The organism is Protaetiibacter mangrovi (assembly GCF_024752305.1).
Taxonomy (GTDB): Bacteria; Actinomycetota; Actinomycetes; order Actinomycetales; family Microbacteriaceae; genus Homoserinibacter; species Homoserinibacter mangrovi.
Window position 1 is genome coordinate 232,599 of record NZ_JANTHX010000005.1, and the last position, 16,816, is coordinate 249,414.

The window sequence follows — 16,816 nt, forward strand, 5'->3', positions numbered from 1 at the left end:
ACGAAGATGAGGCTGGCCTGACCGGGGGTTGACGCGGGGAGGTCGGCGCGCTACCTGCGGTGCTCGAGGCCGTAGACGGCGGCCTGCGTGCGCCGCTCCATGCCGAGCTTGGCGAGCAGCCCCGACACGTAGTTCTTGACGGTCTTCTCGGCGAGTCCCAGGCGCTCGCCGATCTGCCGGTTGGTGAGCCCCTCGGTGATGAGGTCGAGCACCTGGCGCTCGCGCAGCGTCAGGCCCGGCTCGTCGCCGTGGGGTGCGGCGAACGAGCGGGCGACGCTCTCGCTGACCTTCGTCGAGAGCAGGGTGCCGCCCGCGGCGACCTTGCGCACGCCCTCGACGAGACCGCGGGCGCGGATGTCCTTCAGCACGTATCCGGATGCGCCCGCGAGCACCGCGGAGCGGCTCGCCTCGTCGTCGTCGTACGCGGTGAGCATGAGGCAGCGCACCTCGGGGAGCGCCGATCGGATCGCCCGGCACAGCTCGATGCCGTCGCCGTCGGGAAGGCGCACGTCGAGCACCACGACGTCGGGTCTCGTGACCTCGATCTTGGCCAGCGTGCCGCGCACCTGCCCGGATTCGCCGACCACCTGCAGGTCGCGCTCGGCGTCGATGAGGTCGGCGATGCCGCGGCGCACGATCTCGTGGTCGTCGACGAGGAAGACACGGGTCACGGGGTGCTCCTGTCGGATCCGGGGGTCGCGGGCGATGAGACGGGTGCGCTCCAGCGTGCGCGGGTGCCGCCCCCGGGTCGTGGCCCGAGCTCGAAGCCGCCGCCGCGCAGTCGGGCGCGTTCCTCGAGGTTACGCGTTCCCGAGGCCCGGCGTGCCCCCTCGGGCAGGCCCACGCCGTCGTCGTCGACGGTCACCACGACCAGGTCGTCGTCCACCGACACCGCGACCTCGACCCGGGACGCGTCGGCGTGCCGTGCCGCGTTCGCGAGGCACTCCCGGGCGACCGCGAGCACGTCGTCGGCCAGCTCGCCGGAGACGAGCAGGTCGACCGGGCCGGCGAAGGTCACGAGCGGCGGGTTCGCGAGCCCGGGGGCCGCATCCGTGGCGATGTCGAGCAGCCGGTGCCGCAGCCGCCCCTCGCCTCCGGTGCGCGGGGCGAGCGCGAAGATCGCGGTGCGGATCTCGCCGATCGCCGCGTCGATGGCGTCGACCTGGGCGGCGATCGCCTCGGCGGCGCCGGGGTTGCGGGCGCCGACCGCCTGCAGGGCGAGCCCGGTTCCGAACAGCCGCTGGATGACGTGGTCGTGCAGGTCGCGCGCGATGCGCGACCGGTCCTCGACGAGTGCGAGGCGCGCACGGTCGGAGCGACCCCGGGTCAGCTCGATCGCGATGCCCGCCTGCTGGGCGAACTCGGATGCCATGGCGCGCTCGGCGTCGCTGAAGCGCGGGGCGTCGGCCCGGCGGTAGACGGTGAGGGCGCCGAGCACGACCTCGCCCGCGCGCACCGGCAGCGCCATCGCGGCGCTCGGCCCGTCGCGCAGCACCGACTCGCCGGGTTCGCCCGACTCGGTGGAGGCGATGGAGCCCGAGGCGATCGCGCGCCCCGAGAGCGTGCCGTCCGCGGGGTAGCGGCGCCCGACGAGCTCCTCGGCGCCGACGCCGCGGGCGGTGTCGACGCGCAGCATCGGCACCCCGTCGTCGTCGCCCGCCGCGACGATCACGCACACCAGCTCGCTGTCGATGACCGAGGCGACGCGCTCGGCGAGCACCGCGAGCACGTCGACGGTGTCCTCCGACAGCAGCGCCGCGGTGACCTCGGCGAGGGCGGTCGACCAGCGCTCCCGGCGCACCTGCTCGTCGAAGAGCCGGGCGTTCTCGATCGCGATGGCCGCGACGCTCGCGAGCGAGCCGACGAGGCGCTCGTCCTCGTCGGTGAACTCCGGTCCGCCGTCGCGGCCCGTCAGGTAGAGGTTGCCGAAGACGCGCTCGCGCACCCGGATCGGCACGCCGAGGAACGCATCCATGTGGGGGTGGTGCGCGGGGAACCCGACCGAGCGCGCGTCGGCGGACAGGTGGGGCAGCCGGATCGGCTCGCCCGTGTCGATGACGGCGCCCAGGATGCCGTGCCCCTCGGGGAGGTGGCCGATCGCGCTCACCTCGTCGTCCGTCATGCCGACGTGCACGAACTGCTCGAGCCCCCCGTCGGGCGAGATGACCCCGAGCGCCCCCCAGCGCGCGTCGACCAGCTCGACGGCAGCCTCGACGATGCGCTCGAGCACGTTCGCCAGCTCGAGCTCGCCGACCACGTCGGGCACCGCCTCGAGCAGGCGGCGCATCCGCTCGGCGCGGGCGTCCGGGTCAGGCATGTCATCAGTCTCGCAGCACCCGGCCCCCGGGTGGGGAGACGCTCGCGGGACCTAGGACCCGTGCCCCTCCCGCGCGCGGGTGCGAGTCTCGACCGTATGACCGGCACCGCGCGCTACGTCGTCGCCGTCGACGGCTCGGCGCCGTCGGAGGCGGCGCTCGCCTGGGCGGCACGACATGCGCGCCGCGACGGGGCGCCGCTGCTGCTCGTGCACGTCGTCGACCCCGAGCAGAACATGAGCGGGCTCGAGGAGCTCGACGCGGTCGAGTCGGCGGGGGAGGGGCTCCTGCGCGAGGCGGCGGCCCGGGTGCGCACGGCGCGTCCCGGCCTCGAGGTCGCGACCGAGCTGCTGAGCGGGGTGCCGGTGTGGTCGGTGGCCGACCTCGCGACGGGCGAGGACACCCTCGTCGTCGGAACCGGCAAGACCGGCTACGTCTCGGGGCGGATGCTGGGCTCGCGCTCGGTGCAGTTCGCGCTCGCGGCCCGCTGCACCGTCGCCGTCGTGCCGGCGGTCGACCCGCGGTTCCGTGAGGGGGTCGTCGCGGGCATCGACCGCGTCGAGACGGCCGCCGAGCTCGGGCGCCGTGCGGCACGCGAGGCCGCCGATCGCGGGATGCGGCTCACGCTCATCCACGCGGTCCCGTCGGAGGCGGTGCACGCCGCGCGCGGCGACGCCGAGAGCCCGCTCGTGATCGCGGCGGATGCCGCCCGCGGGATCGAGGGGGTGCTCGAGATCCGCTCCCGCCTCTCGACCCGCCCGCCCGCCGAGGCGCTGCTCGACGCCTCGCGGGGCGCGGCCCTGCTCGTGGTCGGTCCGGGGTGGATCGGCGACGTCCGCTCGCCCCTCGGCACCACCCTGCACGCCGTGCTGCTCAACGCCAACGCACCCGTGCTGGTGGTGCGCCCCTAGCGTTCAGACGGCGGCGTCGACCGCCGCCCGGGTCTCGCGGGCGATCTCGAGCTCCTCGGCGGTCGGCACCACGAGCACGGCGGCGGGCGAGCCGGTCGGCGAGATGGCCCGCGGGTCGCCGGAGCGGGCCTCGTTGAGCGCGGGGTCGACGGCGAGCCCCAGGAACCCGAGCCCCGCGACGGCCCGGCGCCGGATGTAGGACGAGTTCTCGCCGACGCCGGCGGTGAACACGAGCGCGTCGATGCCGCCGAGCTCGGCCGCGTAGGCGCCGATGTAGTGCCGCACGCGGTGCACGTAGACGTCGAGCGCGTGCGCGGCGAGCTGGTCGCCCGACTCCGCCGCCGCCACCAGCTCGCGCATGTCGCTGCGGCCGGAGAGCCCGAGCAGGCCGGAGCGCTTGTTGAGCAGCTCGTCGAGCTGCGCGGTCGTGTAGCCGTGCTCGCGCGCCAGGTAGAGCGGGATGGCGGGGTCGATGTCGCCCGAGCGGGTGCCCATGACGAGCCCCTCGAGCGGCGTCATCCCCATCGAGGTGTCGACGGAGCGGCCGCCCTGCACCGCGCAGGCCGAGGCGCCGTTGCCGAGGTGCAGCACCACGAGCTTGAGCTCCGGGTCGCCCGCGCGGCCGAGCGTCCCCGCGGCGACGCGCGACACGTAGCGATAGGAGGTGCCGTGGAATCCGAAGCGCCGGATGCGGGTGCGCGCGGCCACCTCGGCGTCGATCGCGTAGTCGCGGGCGGCGGGCGTGATGGTGGCGTGGAAGGCGGTGTCGAACACGGCGACGTGCGGCAGCTCCGGAAGGGCCGCTCGCGCGGCGCGGATGCCGGCGAGACCCGGAGGGTTGTGCAGGGGCGCGAGGTCGGCGAGCGCCTCGATCTCGCGCTCGACGGCGTCGTCGATGACGGTCGCCTGCACGAAGCGGGTGCCGCCGTGCACGATCCGGTGGCCGACGGCGTCGATCGGCACGCCCGCGAGCTCCGCGAGCACCACCGCGAGCCCCGCGGCGTGGTCGGGGGTCTCCGACCCGGCGACACCGATCCGCTCGACGAGCCCCGAGGCGTGCACCTCGCCGCTGCCCACGTCGAGCACCTGGTACTTGATCGAGCTCGACCCCACGTTGAGCACGAAGACCGTGCGGATGCCGCTCACTCGCCGCCCTCCGCCTGGATCGCGGTGATCGCGATGGTGTTCACGATGTCGCGCACGAGCGCGCCGCGCGACAGGTCGTTGATCGGCTTCGCGAGCCCCTGCAGCACCGGGCCGATGGCGACGGCGCCCGCCGAGCGCTGCACCGCCTTGTAGGTGTTGTTGCCGGTGTTGAGGTCGGGGAAGACGAAGACGGTCGCCCGGCCCGCCACCTCCGATCCGGGCATCTTCGAGGCGCCCACGGTGGGGTCCGCGGCGGCGTCGTACTGGATCGGCCCCGCCACCGGCAGCTCGGGCGCCCGTTCGCGCACCAGCTCGGTCGCAGCGCGCACCCGTTCCACCTCGGCTCCGGATCCGGATTCCCCCGTCGAGTACGACAGCATCGCCACCCGCGGGTCGATGCCGAACTGCCGCGCGGTCGCCGCGGACGACACGGCGATGTCGGCGAGCTGCTCGACCGTGGGCTCGGGGATCACCGCGCAGTCGCCGTAGACCAGCACGCGATCGGCGAGCGCCATGAGGAACACGCTCGACACGACCGAGACGCCGGGCGCGGTCTTGACGATCTCGAACGCCGGGCGGATGGTGTGCGCCGTCGTGTGCTTGGCGCCCGACACCATGCCGTCGGCGAGGCCCAGGTGCACCATCATCGTGCCGAAGTACGACACGTCGGTGACGGTGTCGGCGGCGAGCTCGGGCGAGACGCCCTTGTGGGCGCGCAGTCGCGCGTACTCCTCGGCGAAACGGGGATGCAGCTCGGGGTCGCTCGTCGAGAGGATGCGGCTGTCGCCGAGGTCGAGGCCGAGCGCGGCGGCGCGGGCCCGCACGGCATCCGGTTCACCGAGGATCGTGAGGGTCGCGATCCGCCGCTTCACGACAATCGCCGCGGCCTGCAGGATGCGGTCGTCGTCGCCCTCGGGCAGCACGATGTGCTTGGCGGCGGCGCGCGCCCGCTCGACGAGGGTGTGCTCGAAGCGGATGGGCGTCATCACCCCGCCCGCGGTGGGCAGGCTGAGCAGTCGCACGAGCTCGGCCGCGTCGACGTGCTCGGCGAACAGCGACACGGCGCGGGCGTGCTTGGCGGGCGAGTCGGCGGCGAGCCTGCTGCGCGCCTGCGTGAGCCGCACCGCCGTCTCGAAGGTGCTGTAGTCGGTGCGCGCGATCGGCAGCGGCGTGCCGAGGCCGTCGATGAGGCGCTCGATCGCGGGGTCGATCTCGAACCCGCCGTTCAGGATGATGCCGGTGAGGGCGGGGAAGGTCTGCGAGAGCTGCGCCGCCATCGTGCCGACGAGCACCTCGGAGCGGTCGCCCGGCACCACGACGATGCCGCCCGGGATGAGCCGCGGCAGCACGTTCGGCAGGCTCATGGCCGCGATCGTCGTGCCCATCACGGGGCGCTCGAGCGCCGCCTCGTCGCCGCGCACGAGTTCGGCATCGGTCGCCTCGAGCACGGTGCGCAGCAGCGGGGCCTGCAGCTCGGCGTCCTCGGCGATCGCCCACGCGGGCAGTCCGGTCGCGGCGGCGACCCGCGAGGCGATGTCACCCACCCGCGACGGGTCCGCGGGGTTCACGATGGCGGCGAGCACCTCCGCGTGCTCGGCGTGCAGCTCGTCGAGCGCGATGCGGGCGATCTCGGCGCACTGCTTGGGCGTGCGGGGCTCGTCGCCCTCGGGCTGGCGGCCCCCCGTCACGAGCACCACGGGTGCGGCGAGGTTGGCGGCGATGCGGCCGTTCGTGGCGAGCTCGGTGGGGCTCCCGACGTCGGTGTAGTCTGAGCCGAGGATGAGCACGGCGTCGCAGCGCTCCTCGACGTCGGCGAAGCGCTCCACGATCGTGGTGAGGGCGGCATCCGGGTCGGCGTGCAGCGCGTCGTAGTCGACGCCGACGCAGTCCTCGTAGCTCTGCCCCGCGCTCGCGTGCTCCACGAGCAACTCCAGGATGAAGTCGCGTTCGGCGTCGGCGCGCACGATGGGGCGGAACACCCCGACGCGCGGCACGGATGCGGTGAGGGTCTCGAGCAGCCCGGCCGCGACGGTCGACTTGCCGGTGCGCCCTTCGGCGCTCGTCAGGTAGATGCGGGTCACCACGTCTCCCCACGCTACGCGCTCACCCGCGTCCCGGGCGGGCCCTTGTGCCCACCCCCATTCCGCGAGTAGTCGTATTTCCACCCCAAGAACGGCCGGGAGAGCCCGAAACACGACTACTCGCGGGGTGGGGGTGGGGCGGCTAGCGTCAGGACATGCCGCACGATGTCGTGAACCAGGTGCCGCCGCGGGTCGGGCTCGACGAGTTCGCCGCGCACGCCGCGCTCGTCGAGGGGGTCGAGCGCTACGACGCGGGGTGGGCGACCGACGAACTGCACCGCGTGGGACGGCACGTCGGCACTCCGGAGTTCCAGCGGGATGCGGCGCTCGCCAACAGGCAGCCGCCGAAGCTGCACCGGTACGACCGCTACGGGGTGCGGGTCGACGAGGTGGAGTACGACGAGTCGTACCACCGGATCATGGCCGCCGACCTCGCCGCGGGCGGTCACACCGCGGCCTTCGCCGAGCCGCGACCTGGGGCCGCGGTCGCCCGCGCCGCGACCTTCATGCTGTTCGCCCAGGTGGAGCCCGGGCACTGCTGTCCGGTGTCGATGACCCACGCATCCGTGCCCGTGCTGCGCAAGAATGCGGCGATCGCCGCCGAATGGGTGCCTCGGGTGCTGAGCCGCGGCTACGACCCGGAGCTGCGCGCCGGCAAGACGAGCGCGATCGTCGGCATGTCGATGACCGAGAAGCAGGGCGGCTCCGACCTGCGCGCCAACCTGACCACCGCCACGCCCGCACCCGGGGAGGGGGAGGGCGTGCACGTGCTCGACGGGCACAAGTGGTTCTGCTCGGCGCCCGGGTCCGACGCGTTCCTCATGACGGCCCGGATCCCGGAGTCCGCGGGGTCGCCGGGCGGGCTCAGCACCTTCCTGGTGCCGCGCGTGCTCCCCGACGGCAGCCGCAACCCGTTCCGCATCGCGCGCCTCAAGGACAAGCTCGGCAACAAGGCGAACGCCTCCGGCGAGCTCGAGCTCGAGGGCACCCGCGCGATCCTCATCGGCGAGCCCGGGCGCGGCGTTCCGGTGCTCATCGACATGGTGCACCGCACCCGTTTCGACTCGCTGCTCGGCAGCGCCGCCGGCATGCGGCAGGCGACCGCCGAGGCGCTGTGGCACGCCCGCCACCGCCGGGCCTTCGGCGCGGACCTCGTCGACCAGCCCGTCATGACCGCCGTGCTCGCCGATCTCGCGCTCGAGACGGAGGCCGCGGTCGCCACCGGTCTGCGGCTCGCCCGCGCCTTCGACGACGACGCCTCCGAGCACGACGTCGCGTTCCGGCGGCTCGCGACGGCGGTCGCCAAGTACTGGATCTGCAAGCGCGGCCCGGGTCACGCCTATGAGGCCCTCGAGTGCCTCGGGGGCAACGGCTACTCCGAGGACTTCCCGCTCGCGCTGCGCTACCGCGAGCAGCCGGTCATGGCGATCTGGGAGGGCTCCGGCAACGTCATCGCCCTCGACGTGCTGCGGGCGCTCGCGCGGGAACCGGATGCCGTCGCCGCGTTCGAGGCGGAGCTCGCGCTCGCCGCGGGCGCCCACCCGGTGTACGACGCCCATCTGGCGGCGACCCGCGACCGCATCCATGCCGTGGCGGGAATGGATGCGTCGGAGGCGGCCGCCTCCGCGCGCGGGCTCGTCGGCGACCTGGCCCTGGCGCTCGAGGCGTCGCTGCTGCTGCGCACGGCTCCCGCGGCGGTGTCGGAGCTCTTCGTCGACGCCCGCCTCGGCGACGGCGCCCGCCACGGGCACCTCTACGGCGACCTGCCGACCGGTCGCGATCTCAGGGCGGTGCTGGCGCGCAGCTGAGGCGGGCGCGCGGGACCTTGGGCCCTGACACTCCACCTTCCGCAGACGGAAGGTTGTCTCGTGACGGTCGCCGCGGCGGCGACCCCCGGAGGAGGAGACCCCTTGGATCCGCTCGAGATCGCCAGGTGGCAGTTCGGCATCACGACCGTCTACCACTTCATGATGGTTCCGCTGACGCTCGGGCTGGGCCTGCTCGTCGCGATCCTGCACACCATGTGGGTGCGCACGGGTGACGAGAAGTGGCTCCGGATGACGAAGTTCTGGGGGAAGCTCTACCTCGTCAACTTCATCATGGGCGTCGCGACCGGCATCGTGCAGGAGTTCCAGTTCGGCATGGCCTGGAGCGAGTACTCGCGGTTCGTCGGCGACGTGTTCGGCGCCCCGCTCGCGATGGAGGGTCTGCTCGCCTTCTTCGTCGAGTCGACCTTCCTCGGGCTGTGGATCTTCGGCTGGAACCGGCTCCCGAAGCGCCTGCACCTCGCGACCCTCTGGCTCGCGGTCATCGGGTCGTGGATCTCGGCGTACTTCATCCTCGCCGCCAACTCCTGGATGCAGCATCCGGTCGGCGTCGACCTCGTCGATGGCAAGCCGGTGCTCGTCGACATCGGGGCGGTGCTCACGAACAACACCCTGCTCGCCGCGTTCCCGCACACCATGGCGGGCGCCGTGGCGGTGGCCGGAGGCTTCCTGCTCGGCATCAGCTGGTACCACCTCTGGCAGCGCCGGCGCGACGGGATCGACACCGTCGACGCGCGCGGACGCGTCGTCGTGGGCGAGGCACCCGAGATCCCCGGGCGCGACGCGGCCGACCACCGGGTGTGGATCACCTCGCTCCGGATCGGGGCGGTCGTCGCGATCGTCGGCTTCGGCGCGGTCGCCATCACCGGCGACATCCAGGGCAAGCTCATGTACGAGCAGCAGCCGCTCAAGATGGCCGCCGCCGAGGCCGCCTGCCACACGGGCACCAGCTTCTCGGTGCTGTCGATCGGCGAGCTCGGCGCGCAGGACTGCGACAAGGTGACGCCCGTCATCGAGATCCCGGGGCTGCTCTCGTTCCTCGCGAAGGGCGACTTCACGACCGACGTCCCCGGCATCAACGAGCTCATCCCGCAGTACGAGGAGCAGTACGGCACGAACCTCCCCGACGACGCCCTCTACGGCGACCGGGCAGGACAGGCGATCCAGTACCTCCCGATCATGGAGGTCACCTACTGGGGCTTCCGCATCATGATCGGCTTCGGGGCGCTCGCGGCGTTCGCCGGCGTCGTCGCCCTCTGGCTCACCCGCAAGGGAACCGTGCCGACGTCGAAGCCCCTCATGCAGCTCGCGATCTTCGGCATCCTCGCCCCGTTCGGCGCGAACGCGGCGGGATGGATCTTCACCGAGATGGGCCGGCAGCCGTTCGTGGTCGCCCCGAACCCCAACCCGAGTGGCGTCGACGGGGTGTTCATGTTCACGGCGGCCGCCGTGTCCCCGGGGGTGGACGGCGGCGAGATCGTGTTCTCGCTCGTCTCGCTCGGCCTCGTGTACCTCGTGCTCATGGTGGTCGAGATCGCGCTCATCGTCCGGTACACCCGGGCGGGCGTCGCCGGTGTCATGCCCGAGCTGTTCGCCCCGCACGACGACGACACCCCCGATCCGGACGGCGACGCGGGCGACCGCGACGACGTGCTGGCCTTCGCGTACTGAGCCGGAACAGGAGAAACGGAAATGGACGCTCTGCCCATCGTCTGGTTCGTCGCCATCGCGGTGCTCTGGACCGGCTACATCCTGCTCGAGGGGTTCGACCTCGGCGTCGGGATGCACATGCTGTTCAGCGCGCGCGACGAGAAGCAGCGCCGCGTGATGCTCAACGCCATCGGCCCGGTCTGGGACGGCAACGAGGTGTGGCTGCTGACGGCGGGCGCAGGCACCTTCGCCGCCTTCCCGTACTGGTACGCCTCGCTGTTCTCGACGCTGTACATCCCGCTCGTGCTCGTGCTGCTCGGCCTCATCATGCGGGCGGTCGCCATCGAGTACCGCGGCAAGATCACCGCCCGCCGGTGGACCCGGTTCTGGGACTGGTCGATCGGCCTCGGCTCGGCGGTCGCCGCGTTCGGCCTCGGAGCGGGCCTCGCCCTCACCACCACCGGTCTGCCGATCGACGCGAACGGCGACCGCGTCGGCGGCCCCTTCGTGTGGCTCACCCCGGTCGCCGTGCTCGGCGGGCTCGCCCTCGTCGGCTTCTGCCTCGTGCACGGCGCCACCTTCCTCGCGCTCAAGACCGACGGTCCGGTGCGCGAGCGGATGGGGCGGCTTGTACCGCGCCTCGCCCCGGTCGCGCTGCTGCCGATCGCCGGCTGGGCGATCCTCGTCGAGGTGAACGACGGCAAGGTGCTGAGCTGGGTCCTGCTGCTGCTGGCCGTCGCGGCGGGGGTCGTGGGCTGGACGATGGCCCGCGGTCGACGCGAGGGCTGGGCGTTCGTCGGCTTCGCCGTCTTCGGCGCCCTCGGCGCGGCCTCGATCTTCGCGGCGGTGTTCCCGGTGGTGCTGCCCTCGACCATCGATCCGGCCTACGACCTCACCATCTGGAACGCGGCGAGCGGCGCGTACACGCTCACCGTGATGACATGGGTGACGGCCGTCGCCCTGCCGTTCGTGCTCGCCTACCAGGCGTGGAGCTATTGGGTGTTCCGCAAGCGGATCGCCCCGCACCACCTGCCCGAGGCGCACGACGTCGTGCCCGCCGTCCGGGTCGCGGCGGCGCCCGCCGAGCGCTGAGGTGAGCACGCCCCGCCCCGCCCGTCCGGGCCCCGAGCTCGGGCCGGGCGGTGCGCGCGCCCTCGTGCCGGTGGCGCTCGCGAGCGTCGTCGGCGCCGTCGGCATCCTGCTGATCGCCGAGTCGGTCGCGCGGCAGCTGGGGGCGCTCGCGGCGGGAGCCGACCCGGCCGCGTGGCTGCTGCCGGGCGCGGTCGGGGTGGTGCTGCGGGCGGGCGCCGTGTGGGCGCAGGCGGTGCTGGGGCGCCGGGCGGCGATCCGGGCGAAGTCGCAGCTGCGGCGCGACCTCACGGCGCGCATCGCCGCCGGAGATGCCGCGGGCGGCGGCACCGCGGTGCTCGCGACCGAGGGCGTCGACGCCCTCGACGACTACTTCGGCGTCGCCGTCCCCGCGACGATCTCGGCCGTCGTCGTGCCGCTCGCCGCCGGCCTGCGCATCCTCGGGGTCGACCTGCTGTCGGCGGTGGTGCTGGCGTGCACGATCCCGCTCGTGCCCGTGTTCATGGCCCTCATCGGCATGCACACGCGTGAGCGGGTCGAGCGGGCCACCGACGCCCTGAGCCGTCTCGCGGACCACCTCGTCGAGCTCGCCCGCGGTCTGCCGGTGCTCGTCGGACTCGGACGGCTCGAGGAGCAGCTCGCCGCGCTCGACGGCATCCAGTCCGACTACCGTCGGCGCACGATGGCGACGCTGCGCACCGCCTTCCTGTCGGCGCTCGCCCTCGAGCTGATCGCGACCATCTCGGTCGCCGTCGTCGCGGTCTTCCTCGGCATCCGGCTGCTGTCGGGCGAGGTCACGCTCGAGGTCGCGGTGCTCGTGCTGCTGCTCGCGCCGGAGTGCTTCACGGCGCTGCGCGACGTGGGCACGGCGTTCCACTCCTCGCAGGACGGCCTCTCGGCCCTGCGCCGCGCGCGTGCGCTGCTCGCCGACGGCCGGATCGGGCCGGTGCCGAGTCCGGGTGCCCCCGGTCTCGACGCCGTGTCGGTGCGGTTCCCGGGGCGCGAGCCGGTGCTCGACGGGCTCTCGCTGCGGCCCGTGGCGGGCCGGATCACGGCGCTCGCCGGACCGAGCGGCGCCGGCAAGTCCACCGCCCTCGCGGCCCTCGTCGGGGCGCTCCCGGCGGATGCCGTGCTCACGGGCGTCGTCACGGGCGATCGCGCCCGCACCGCCTACGCGGCGCAGGCGCCCCGCTTCGCCGAGGAGACGCTGCGCGACGAGCTGCTGTTCGCCGGCGGGGAACCGGATGCGGTGCGCGCCCTCGCGGGGGAGCTCGGACTCGACGCCCTGCTGTGGGCGCCGCTCGCCGAGCTGAGCCCGGGGGAGCAGCGCCGTGCCGCGGTCGCCCGTGCCCTGGTCCGCGTCGATGCGGGAGCGACGCTGCTCGTGCTCGACGAGCCGACGGCGCACCTCGACGCGGGCTCGGCCGAGCTCGTGCGCGCCGCCATCCGCGCGCGCGCCGACGGCGTCGCGACGGTGCTCGTCTCGCACGACGCCGCGACGCTGGCGCTCGCGGACGAGGTGGTCGCCCTCGCCGCTGGTCGAGTGGCCGCGCAGCGGCGTGTCGAGACCCCCGAGCCGACCCGTCTCGACACGCCCGCTGCGCGGACTACTCGACCAGCTGGCACGCCGGAGGCGCCCGTCTCTCGCCGCACCGGCACCCTCCGCACGGTGCTCGGCTTCGCGACCTGGCGCTGGATCGGCGCCTCCGCGATGGCCGCCCTCGCACTCGGTCTCGGCCTCGCGCTCACCGCGGTCTCCGGCTGGCTCATCGTCCGCGCTTCCGAGATGCCCGCGATCATGTACCTCCTCGTGGCGATCGTCGGGGTGCGCTTCTTCGGTCTCGCCCGCCCGGTCGCCCGCTACGCGGAACGGCTGCTCGCGCACGACGCCGTGTTCCGGGCCACCGACGGACTGCGGTTGCGCCTCTGGCGGCGCCTCGCCGCGCAGGGGCCCGCGATGCGCGGACTGCTCGGGGGAGGGGCCGCGCTCGACGTGCTCGTCACCGAACCCGCCGAGCTGCGGGAGCAGCTGCCCCGGGTGGTCCCGCCGGTCGCCGCCGGTGCCGTCGCGGTCGTGGGCGTCGGTGTCACCGCAGCCGTCCTCGCCCCGTCGCTCGCGCCGCTCGTCGCGGTGGTGCTGCTCGCGACCGTCGCGGTGTCGGCGCTCGCCGGTCTCACGGTCGGGCGGCGGGCCGCCGCGGAGCGGGTCGCCCTGCGGTCGGCGATCATCCGCCGCACCGCCGCGCTCTCGGGCGCCGCCGACGAGCTGCGCGGCTCCGGACTCGTGCCCGCGGTGCTCGCGCGGCTCGAGGAGCTGGATGTGCGGCTCGCGGCCGTGGAGCGGCGCGGGGCGCTCGCGAGCGGGCTCGGCAGCGCGCTCGCGCTCGCGGGCTGCGCGGGTCTCGCGGTCGCCGTGCCCACCCTGGCGCCGACCGCGCTGCCGGTCTCGACGGTCGCGGTGCTGAGCCTGCTCGCCCTCGCCCTCGTCGAGGCGGTGGACGCGGTCGCGGGGGCCGCCCGCCGCATCCCGACCCTGACCGCCGTGCTGGGGCGGCTCGCGCCCGTGCTCGACGCCCCCGAGGCCCCCGGCGGAGTGCGCGCGCTGCCCGGCCCGGTCGCGCGGATCGAGCTCGACGGACTCGGCCGCACCCTCCCCGGGCGCGATGCGCCGCTGTTCGCCGGTGTCGACGCCACCCTCGACAGGGGCGGTCGACTGCGCATCGACGGCCCCTCGGGGTCGGGCAAGTCCACCCTGCTCGCCCTCATCATGGGCTCGATCGCCCCCGACGCGGGCGCGGTACGCGCGGACGGGGTGCCCGTCGCCGAGCTGGCGCGCGCGAGCTGGGCGCGTCACGTCGCGTGGTGCCCCCAGGAGGCGCACGTGTTCGACTCGACCGTCCGCGGCAACCTGCTGATCGGCCGCCGCCGCGACGACGCACCGGACGACGCCGAGCTCGCCGAGGTGCTCGGGCGGGTGGGGCTCGGCGAGCTGCTGCGCTCCCTCCCCGACGGGCTCTCCACGCGGGTCGGCCAGGCGGGACGCGCCCTCTCGGGGGGCGAGCGCCAGAGGCTCGCGATCGCCCGTGCGCTGCTCGGGCGCGCCGAGCTGCTGCTGCTCGACGAGCCGACCGCGCACCTCGACGAGCCGACCGCACGCGCCCTCATGCGCGACGTGCACGCCGCGACCGCCCACCGCATGCTCGTGCTGGTCTCGCACCGCCTCGACGACCACGACGACGCCGACCAGGTGGTCGTGCTCGGGGGCTACCCCCACCCCGCCACGGTCTGACACCCGGATGCCGCCGCCACGCCGCATCCGGGATGCTGGTGCCATGAACGAGACGCGACGCGGCTACGGCAGGTACTGGATCGGCGTGCTGCCCGAGCTCGGCTACCTGCTGCCCCTGCTGCCGATCACCGTCGCCGCGTTGAGCATCCTGATGACCCTGTTCTGGACGGGCATCGGCATGATCCCGATCTTCGTGGGCGCGTTCATCGTGCTCGGGGCGCTGTTCGTCGCCCGCGGGTTCGGCATCCTCGAGATCTGGCGGCTGCGCGGAGCGCTCTTCCCGGCGATCACCCCGCCGCGCTGGGATCGCGCCGCCCGCGGCGGCAACGCGCTTGGCAAGTTGCTCGCCCCGCTCATCGACGGCCACTACTGGCTGTACCTGCTGCACGGCTCGCTCGTGAACCCGCTCATCGGCATCGTCAGCTGGTCGATCACGATCACCTGGCTGTCCGCGGGGCTCGGCGGCACGTTCTTCGCCGTCTACGCGCCGTTCCTCGGCGACGAGTCGGGCGGTTTCGCACGGCTCGTGCAGTACCTCGTCGACGAGGGGGTCGCGGTCCCGGCGGTGCTGCAGAGCCCCGTCACCCACATCGCGATCGTGACGGTCATCGGCGTCGTCTTCCTGGTGACGCTGCCCTTCGTCACGCACGGCCTCACCTGGATCCACCACGCCGTCGCGCGCGGCATGCTCTCGGCGTTCCGGTCCGAGGAGCTGCAGGTGCGGATGGCCGACCTGTCCGCGTCGCGCAGCGCCGCCGTGGCCGCCGAGGGCACGGCGCTCCGCCGCCTCGAACGCGACATCCACGACGGCCCGCAGCAGCGACTGGTGCGGCTGCAGATGGACCTCGCCTCGGCCGAGCGCCAGCTCGACAAGGATCCGGAGGCCACCCGGGAGCTGATCGCGCAGGCCCGCGCCCAGTCGAAGGAGGCACTCGAGGAGCTGCGCGCCCTCTCCCGCGGCTTCGCGCCGCCGATCCTGCTCGACCGCGGACTCGTGCCGGCGCTCGAATCGCTCGCCGTGCGGGCGCCGCAGCCGACCCACGTCGAGTCGCTGCTGCCCGCCGACCTCGAGCTGCCGCCGGAGCTCGAGCGCAACGCCTACTTCATCGCCGCCGAGGCGCTCACCAACGTCGCCAAGCACGCGAACGCCCAGAACGCCTGGGTGCGGCTGGAGCTGCGCCGCATCCCCGAGACCGACGCCGTCTGGCTCGACGTCGTGGTGACCGACGACGGCGTCGGCGGGGCGACGTCGCTCGAGGGGCACGGCCTCGACGGGATCGACGAGCGACTGCGCGGCCTCGGCGGCACGGTCGAGGTGCAGAGCCCGCCCGGCGGACCGACGCACGTCATCGCGCACTTGCCCGTCACCGGCGAGCTCGCCGGCTCGGTGTCCTAGCCTGGGGGCGTGAGCGTGCGGGTGGTGGTGGCCGACGACTCCGTGCTGCTGCGCGAGGGGCTCGTGCGGGTGCTGGAGGAGGCCGGACACGAGGTCGTGGGCGCCTACGGCGACGCGGATGCGCTGCTGGCCGCCGCACCTGCGCTCGAGCCGGACCTCGCGGTGCTCGACGTGCGCATGCCGCCCACCTTCCGCGACGAGGGGGTGCGCGCCGCGATCCGCCTGCGCCGCGAACTGCCGCGCACCGGCATCCTGCTGCTGTCGCAGTACGTCGAGGTGGCCTACGCGCAGGAGCTGCTGGGCGCCGGCTCGGGGGGAGTGGGCTACCTGCTGAAGGACCGCGTCGCCTCGCTCGACGACCTGACGGATGCGGTCGACCGCATCGCGGCGGGCGGCACCGTGCTCGACCCCGAGGTGGTGGCGCAGCTCATCGGCCGTCGCCACGATCCGCTCGCCTCGCTCACCCCGCGCGAGCGCGAGGTGCTGCAGCTCATGGCGGAGGGGCGCAGCAACGCGGCCATCGCGCGCACGCTGTTCATCGGCATCGGGGCGGTCGAGAAGAACGTGACCGCCATCTTCGCGAAGCTCGGGCTCGAGGACTCCGGCACCGACCACCGTCGCGTGCTCGCGGTGGTCGCCTGGCTCCAGCGCTGACCCACCAGGTGATCGAGTAGCGCGCGACGCGCGCGTGTCGAGATCAGGGAGTTGACGCGCGGGCGGATCCGGAGATCGACGCCCGCGCGTCAACGGATAGTCGGCACGCCCACCCGTCAGGCGGGCCGGCTATCGGTTTTGGGTATCAGCAGGTGTACCCGGGGGTCCGGCATGCGCCGGAGTCGGTGACGGTGGTGGTCAGGCCACCGACGAGTGGGAGGTCGCAGCGAAGTCGCTCGTCCACGACGGCACCTCGGCGCGGTTCTCCTGGATGTGGTTCGTCCAGGCGATGCCGTTCCACCAGCGCAGCTGGGGGATGCCGAGGGGGTCGCGGTACCAGCCGGCGGGGGCTGCGGTCGTGGAGGGGTTCACGACGGTCATGGGGTCGCTCCTGGGGGGATCGGGTCACGCCGCGGCAGGGGGAGAGCGGTGCGGCTGAGCCGATGGTACTGCCCCCCA

The 16,816-nt window shown here is 73.9% G+C and carries 12 protein-coding genes; 7 read left to right on the forward strand and 5 right to left on the reverse strand.

From position 1 onward, the window contains the following. Positions 1-50: 50 nt before the first annotated feature. Both NUH29_RS06005 and NUH29_RS06010 read right to left on the reverse strand, forming a co-directional pair. Positions 51-671: a response regulator gene (locus NUH29_RS06005; RefSeq protein ID WP_258798123.1), complete on the reverse strand. Its 621-nt coding sequence runs from the start codon at positions 669-671 to the stop codon at positions 51-53. Then, entirely contained in the window at positions 668-2,317 is a 1,650-nt protein-coding gene (locus NUH29_RS06010; protein WP_258798124.1) for a GAF domain-containing sensor histidine kinase, read from the reverse strand. The genes NUH29_RS06005 and NUH29_RS06010 overlap by 4 nt, the downstream gene beginning before the upstream one ends. A gap of 96 nt (positions 2,318-2,413) precedes the next feature. Between NUH29_RS06010 and NUH29_RS06015 the strand changes: the two genes are divergently transcribed. Next, positions 2,414-3,226 (forward strand): universal stress protein, encoded by an 813-nt coding sequence (locus NUH29_RS06015; RefSeq protein ID WP_258798125.1) that lies wholly within the window; start codon positions 2,414-2,416, stop codon positions 3,224-3,226. Positions 3,227-3,229: 3 nt separating this feature from the next. Here the strand turns inward: NUH29_RS06015 and NUH29_RS06020 are convergent, their stop codons facing one another. Next, positions 3,230-4,363 carry an acetate/propionate family kinase gene (locus NUH29_RS06020; RefSeq protein WP_258798427.1) on the reverse strand — a complete coding sequence of 378 codons (1,134 nt, stop codon included), beginning with the start codon at positions 4,361-4,363 and terminating at the stop codon, positions 3,230-3,232. Positions 4,364-4,368: 5 nt separating this feature from the next. After that, complete coding sequence (gene pta / locus NUH29_RS06025; RefSeq protein WP_258798126.1) at positions 4,369-6,456, reverse strand: phosphate acetyltransferase; 2,088 nt, start codon at positions 6,454-6,456, stop codon at positions 4,369-4,371. A gap of 152 nt (positions 6,457-6,608) precedes the next feature. Here pta and NUH29_RS06030 point away from each other — a divergent pair, with 152 nt between their 5' ends. The 6 genes from NUH29_RS06030 (at position 6,609) to NUH29_RS06055 (ending at position 16,357) form a co-directional block, all read left to right on the forward strand. After that, entirely contained in the window at positions 6,609-8,261 is a 1,653-nt protein-coding gene (locus NUH29_RS06030) for an acyl-CoA dehydrogenase family protein (protein WP_258798127.1), read from the forward strand. A gap of 102 nt (positions 8,262-8,363) precedes the next feature. Then, positions 8,364-9,950: a cytochrome ubiquinol oxidase subunit I gene (locus tag NUH29_RS06035; protein ID WP_258798428.1), complete on the forward strand. Its 1,587-nt coding sequence runs from the start codon at positions 8,364-8,366 to the stop codon at positions 9,948-9,950. 21 nt (positions 9,951-9,971) lie between these two features. Next, entirely contained in the window at positions 9,972-11,021 is a 1,050-nt protein-coding gene (gene cydB, locus NUH29_RS06040) for a cytochrome d ubiquinol oxidase subunit II (protein WP_258798128.1), read from the forward strand. A 1-nt stretch (position 11,022) separates the two neighbouring features. After that, positions 11,023-14,307: a thiol reductant ABC exporter subunit CydC gene (cydC, locus tag NUH29_RS06045; RefSeq protein WP_258798129.1), complete on the forward strand. Its 3,285-nt coding sequence runs from the start codon at positions 11,023-11,025 to the stop codon at positions 14,305-14,307. Between the two features lie 43 nt (positions 14,308-14,350). After that, positions 14,351-15,703 carry a sensor histidine kinase gene (locus tag NUH29_RS06050; protein ID WP_258798130.1) on the forward strand — a complete coding sequence of 451 codons (1,353 nt, stop codon included), beginning with the start codon at positions 14,351-14,353 and terminating at the stop codon, positions 15,701-15,703. Between the two features lie 15 nt (positions 15,704-15,718). Next, positions 15,719-16,357: a response regulator transcription factor gene (locus NUH29_RS06055; protein ID WP_258798429.1), complete on the forward strand. Its 639-nt coding sequence runs from the start codon at positions 15,719-15,721 to the stop codon at positions 16,355-16,357. Between the two features lie 198 nt (positions 16,358-16,555). Here the strand turns inward: NUH29_RS06055 and NUH29_RS06060 are convergent, their stop codons facing one another. Further along, a complete protein-coding gene (locus tag NUH29_RS06060; protein WP_258798131.1) occupies positions 16,556-16,738 on the reverse strand; it encodes a DUF2510 domain-containing protein in 183 nt (60 codons plus the stop codon). Between the last annotated feature and the right edge of the window lie 78 nt (positions 16,739-16,816).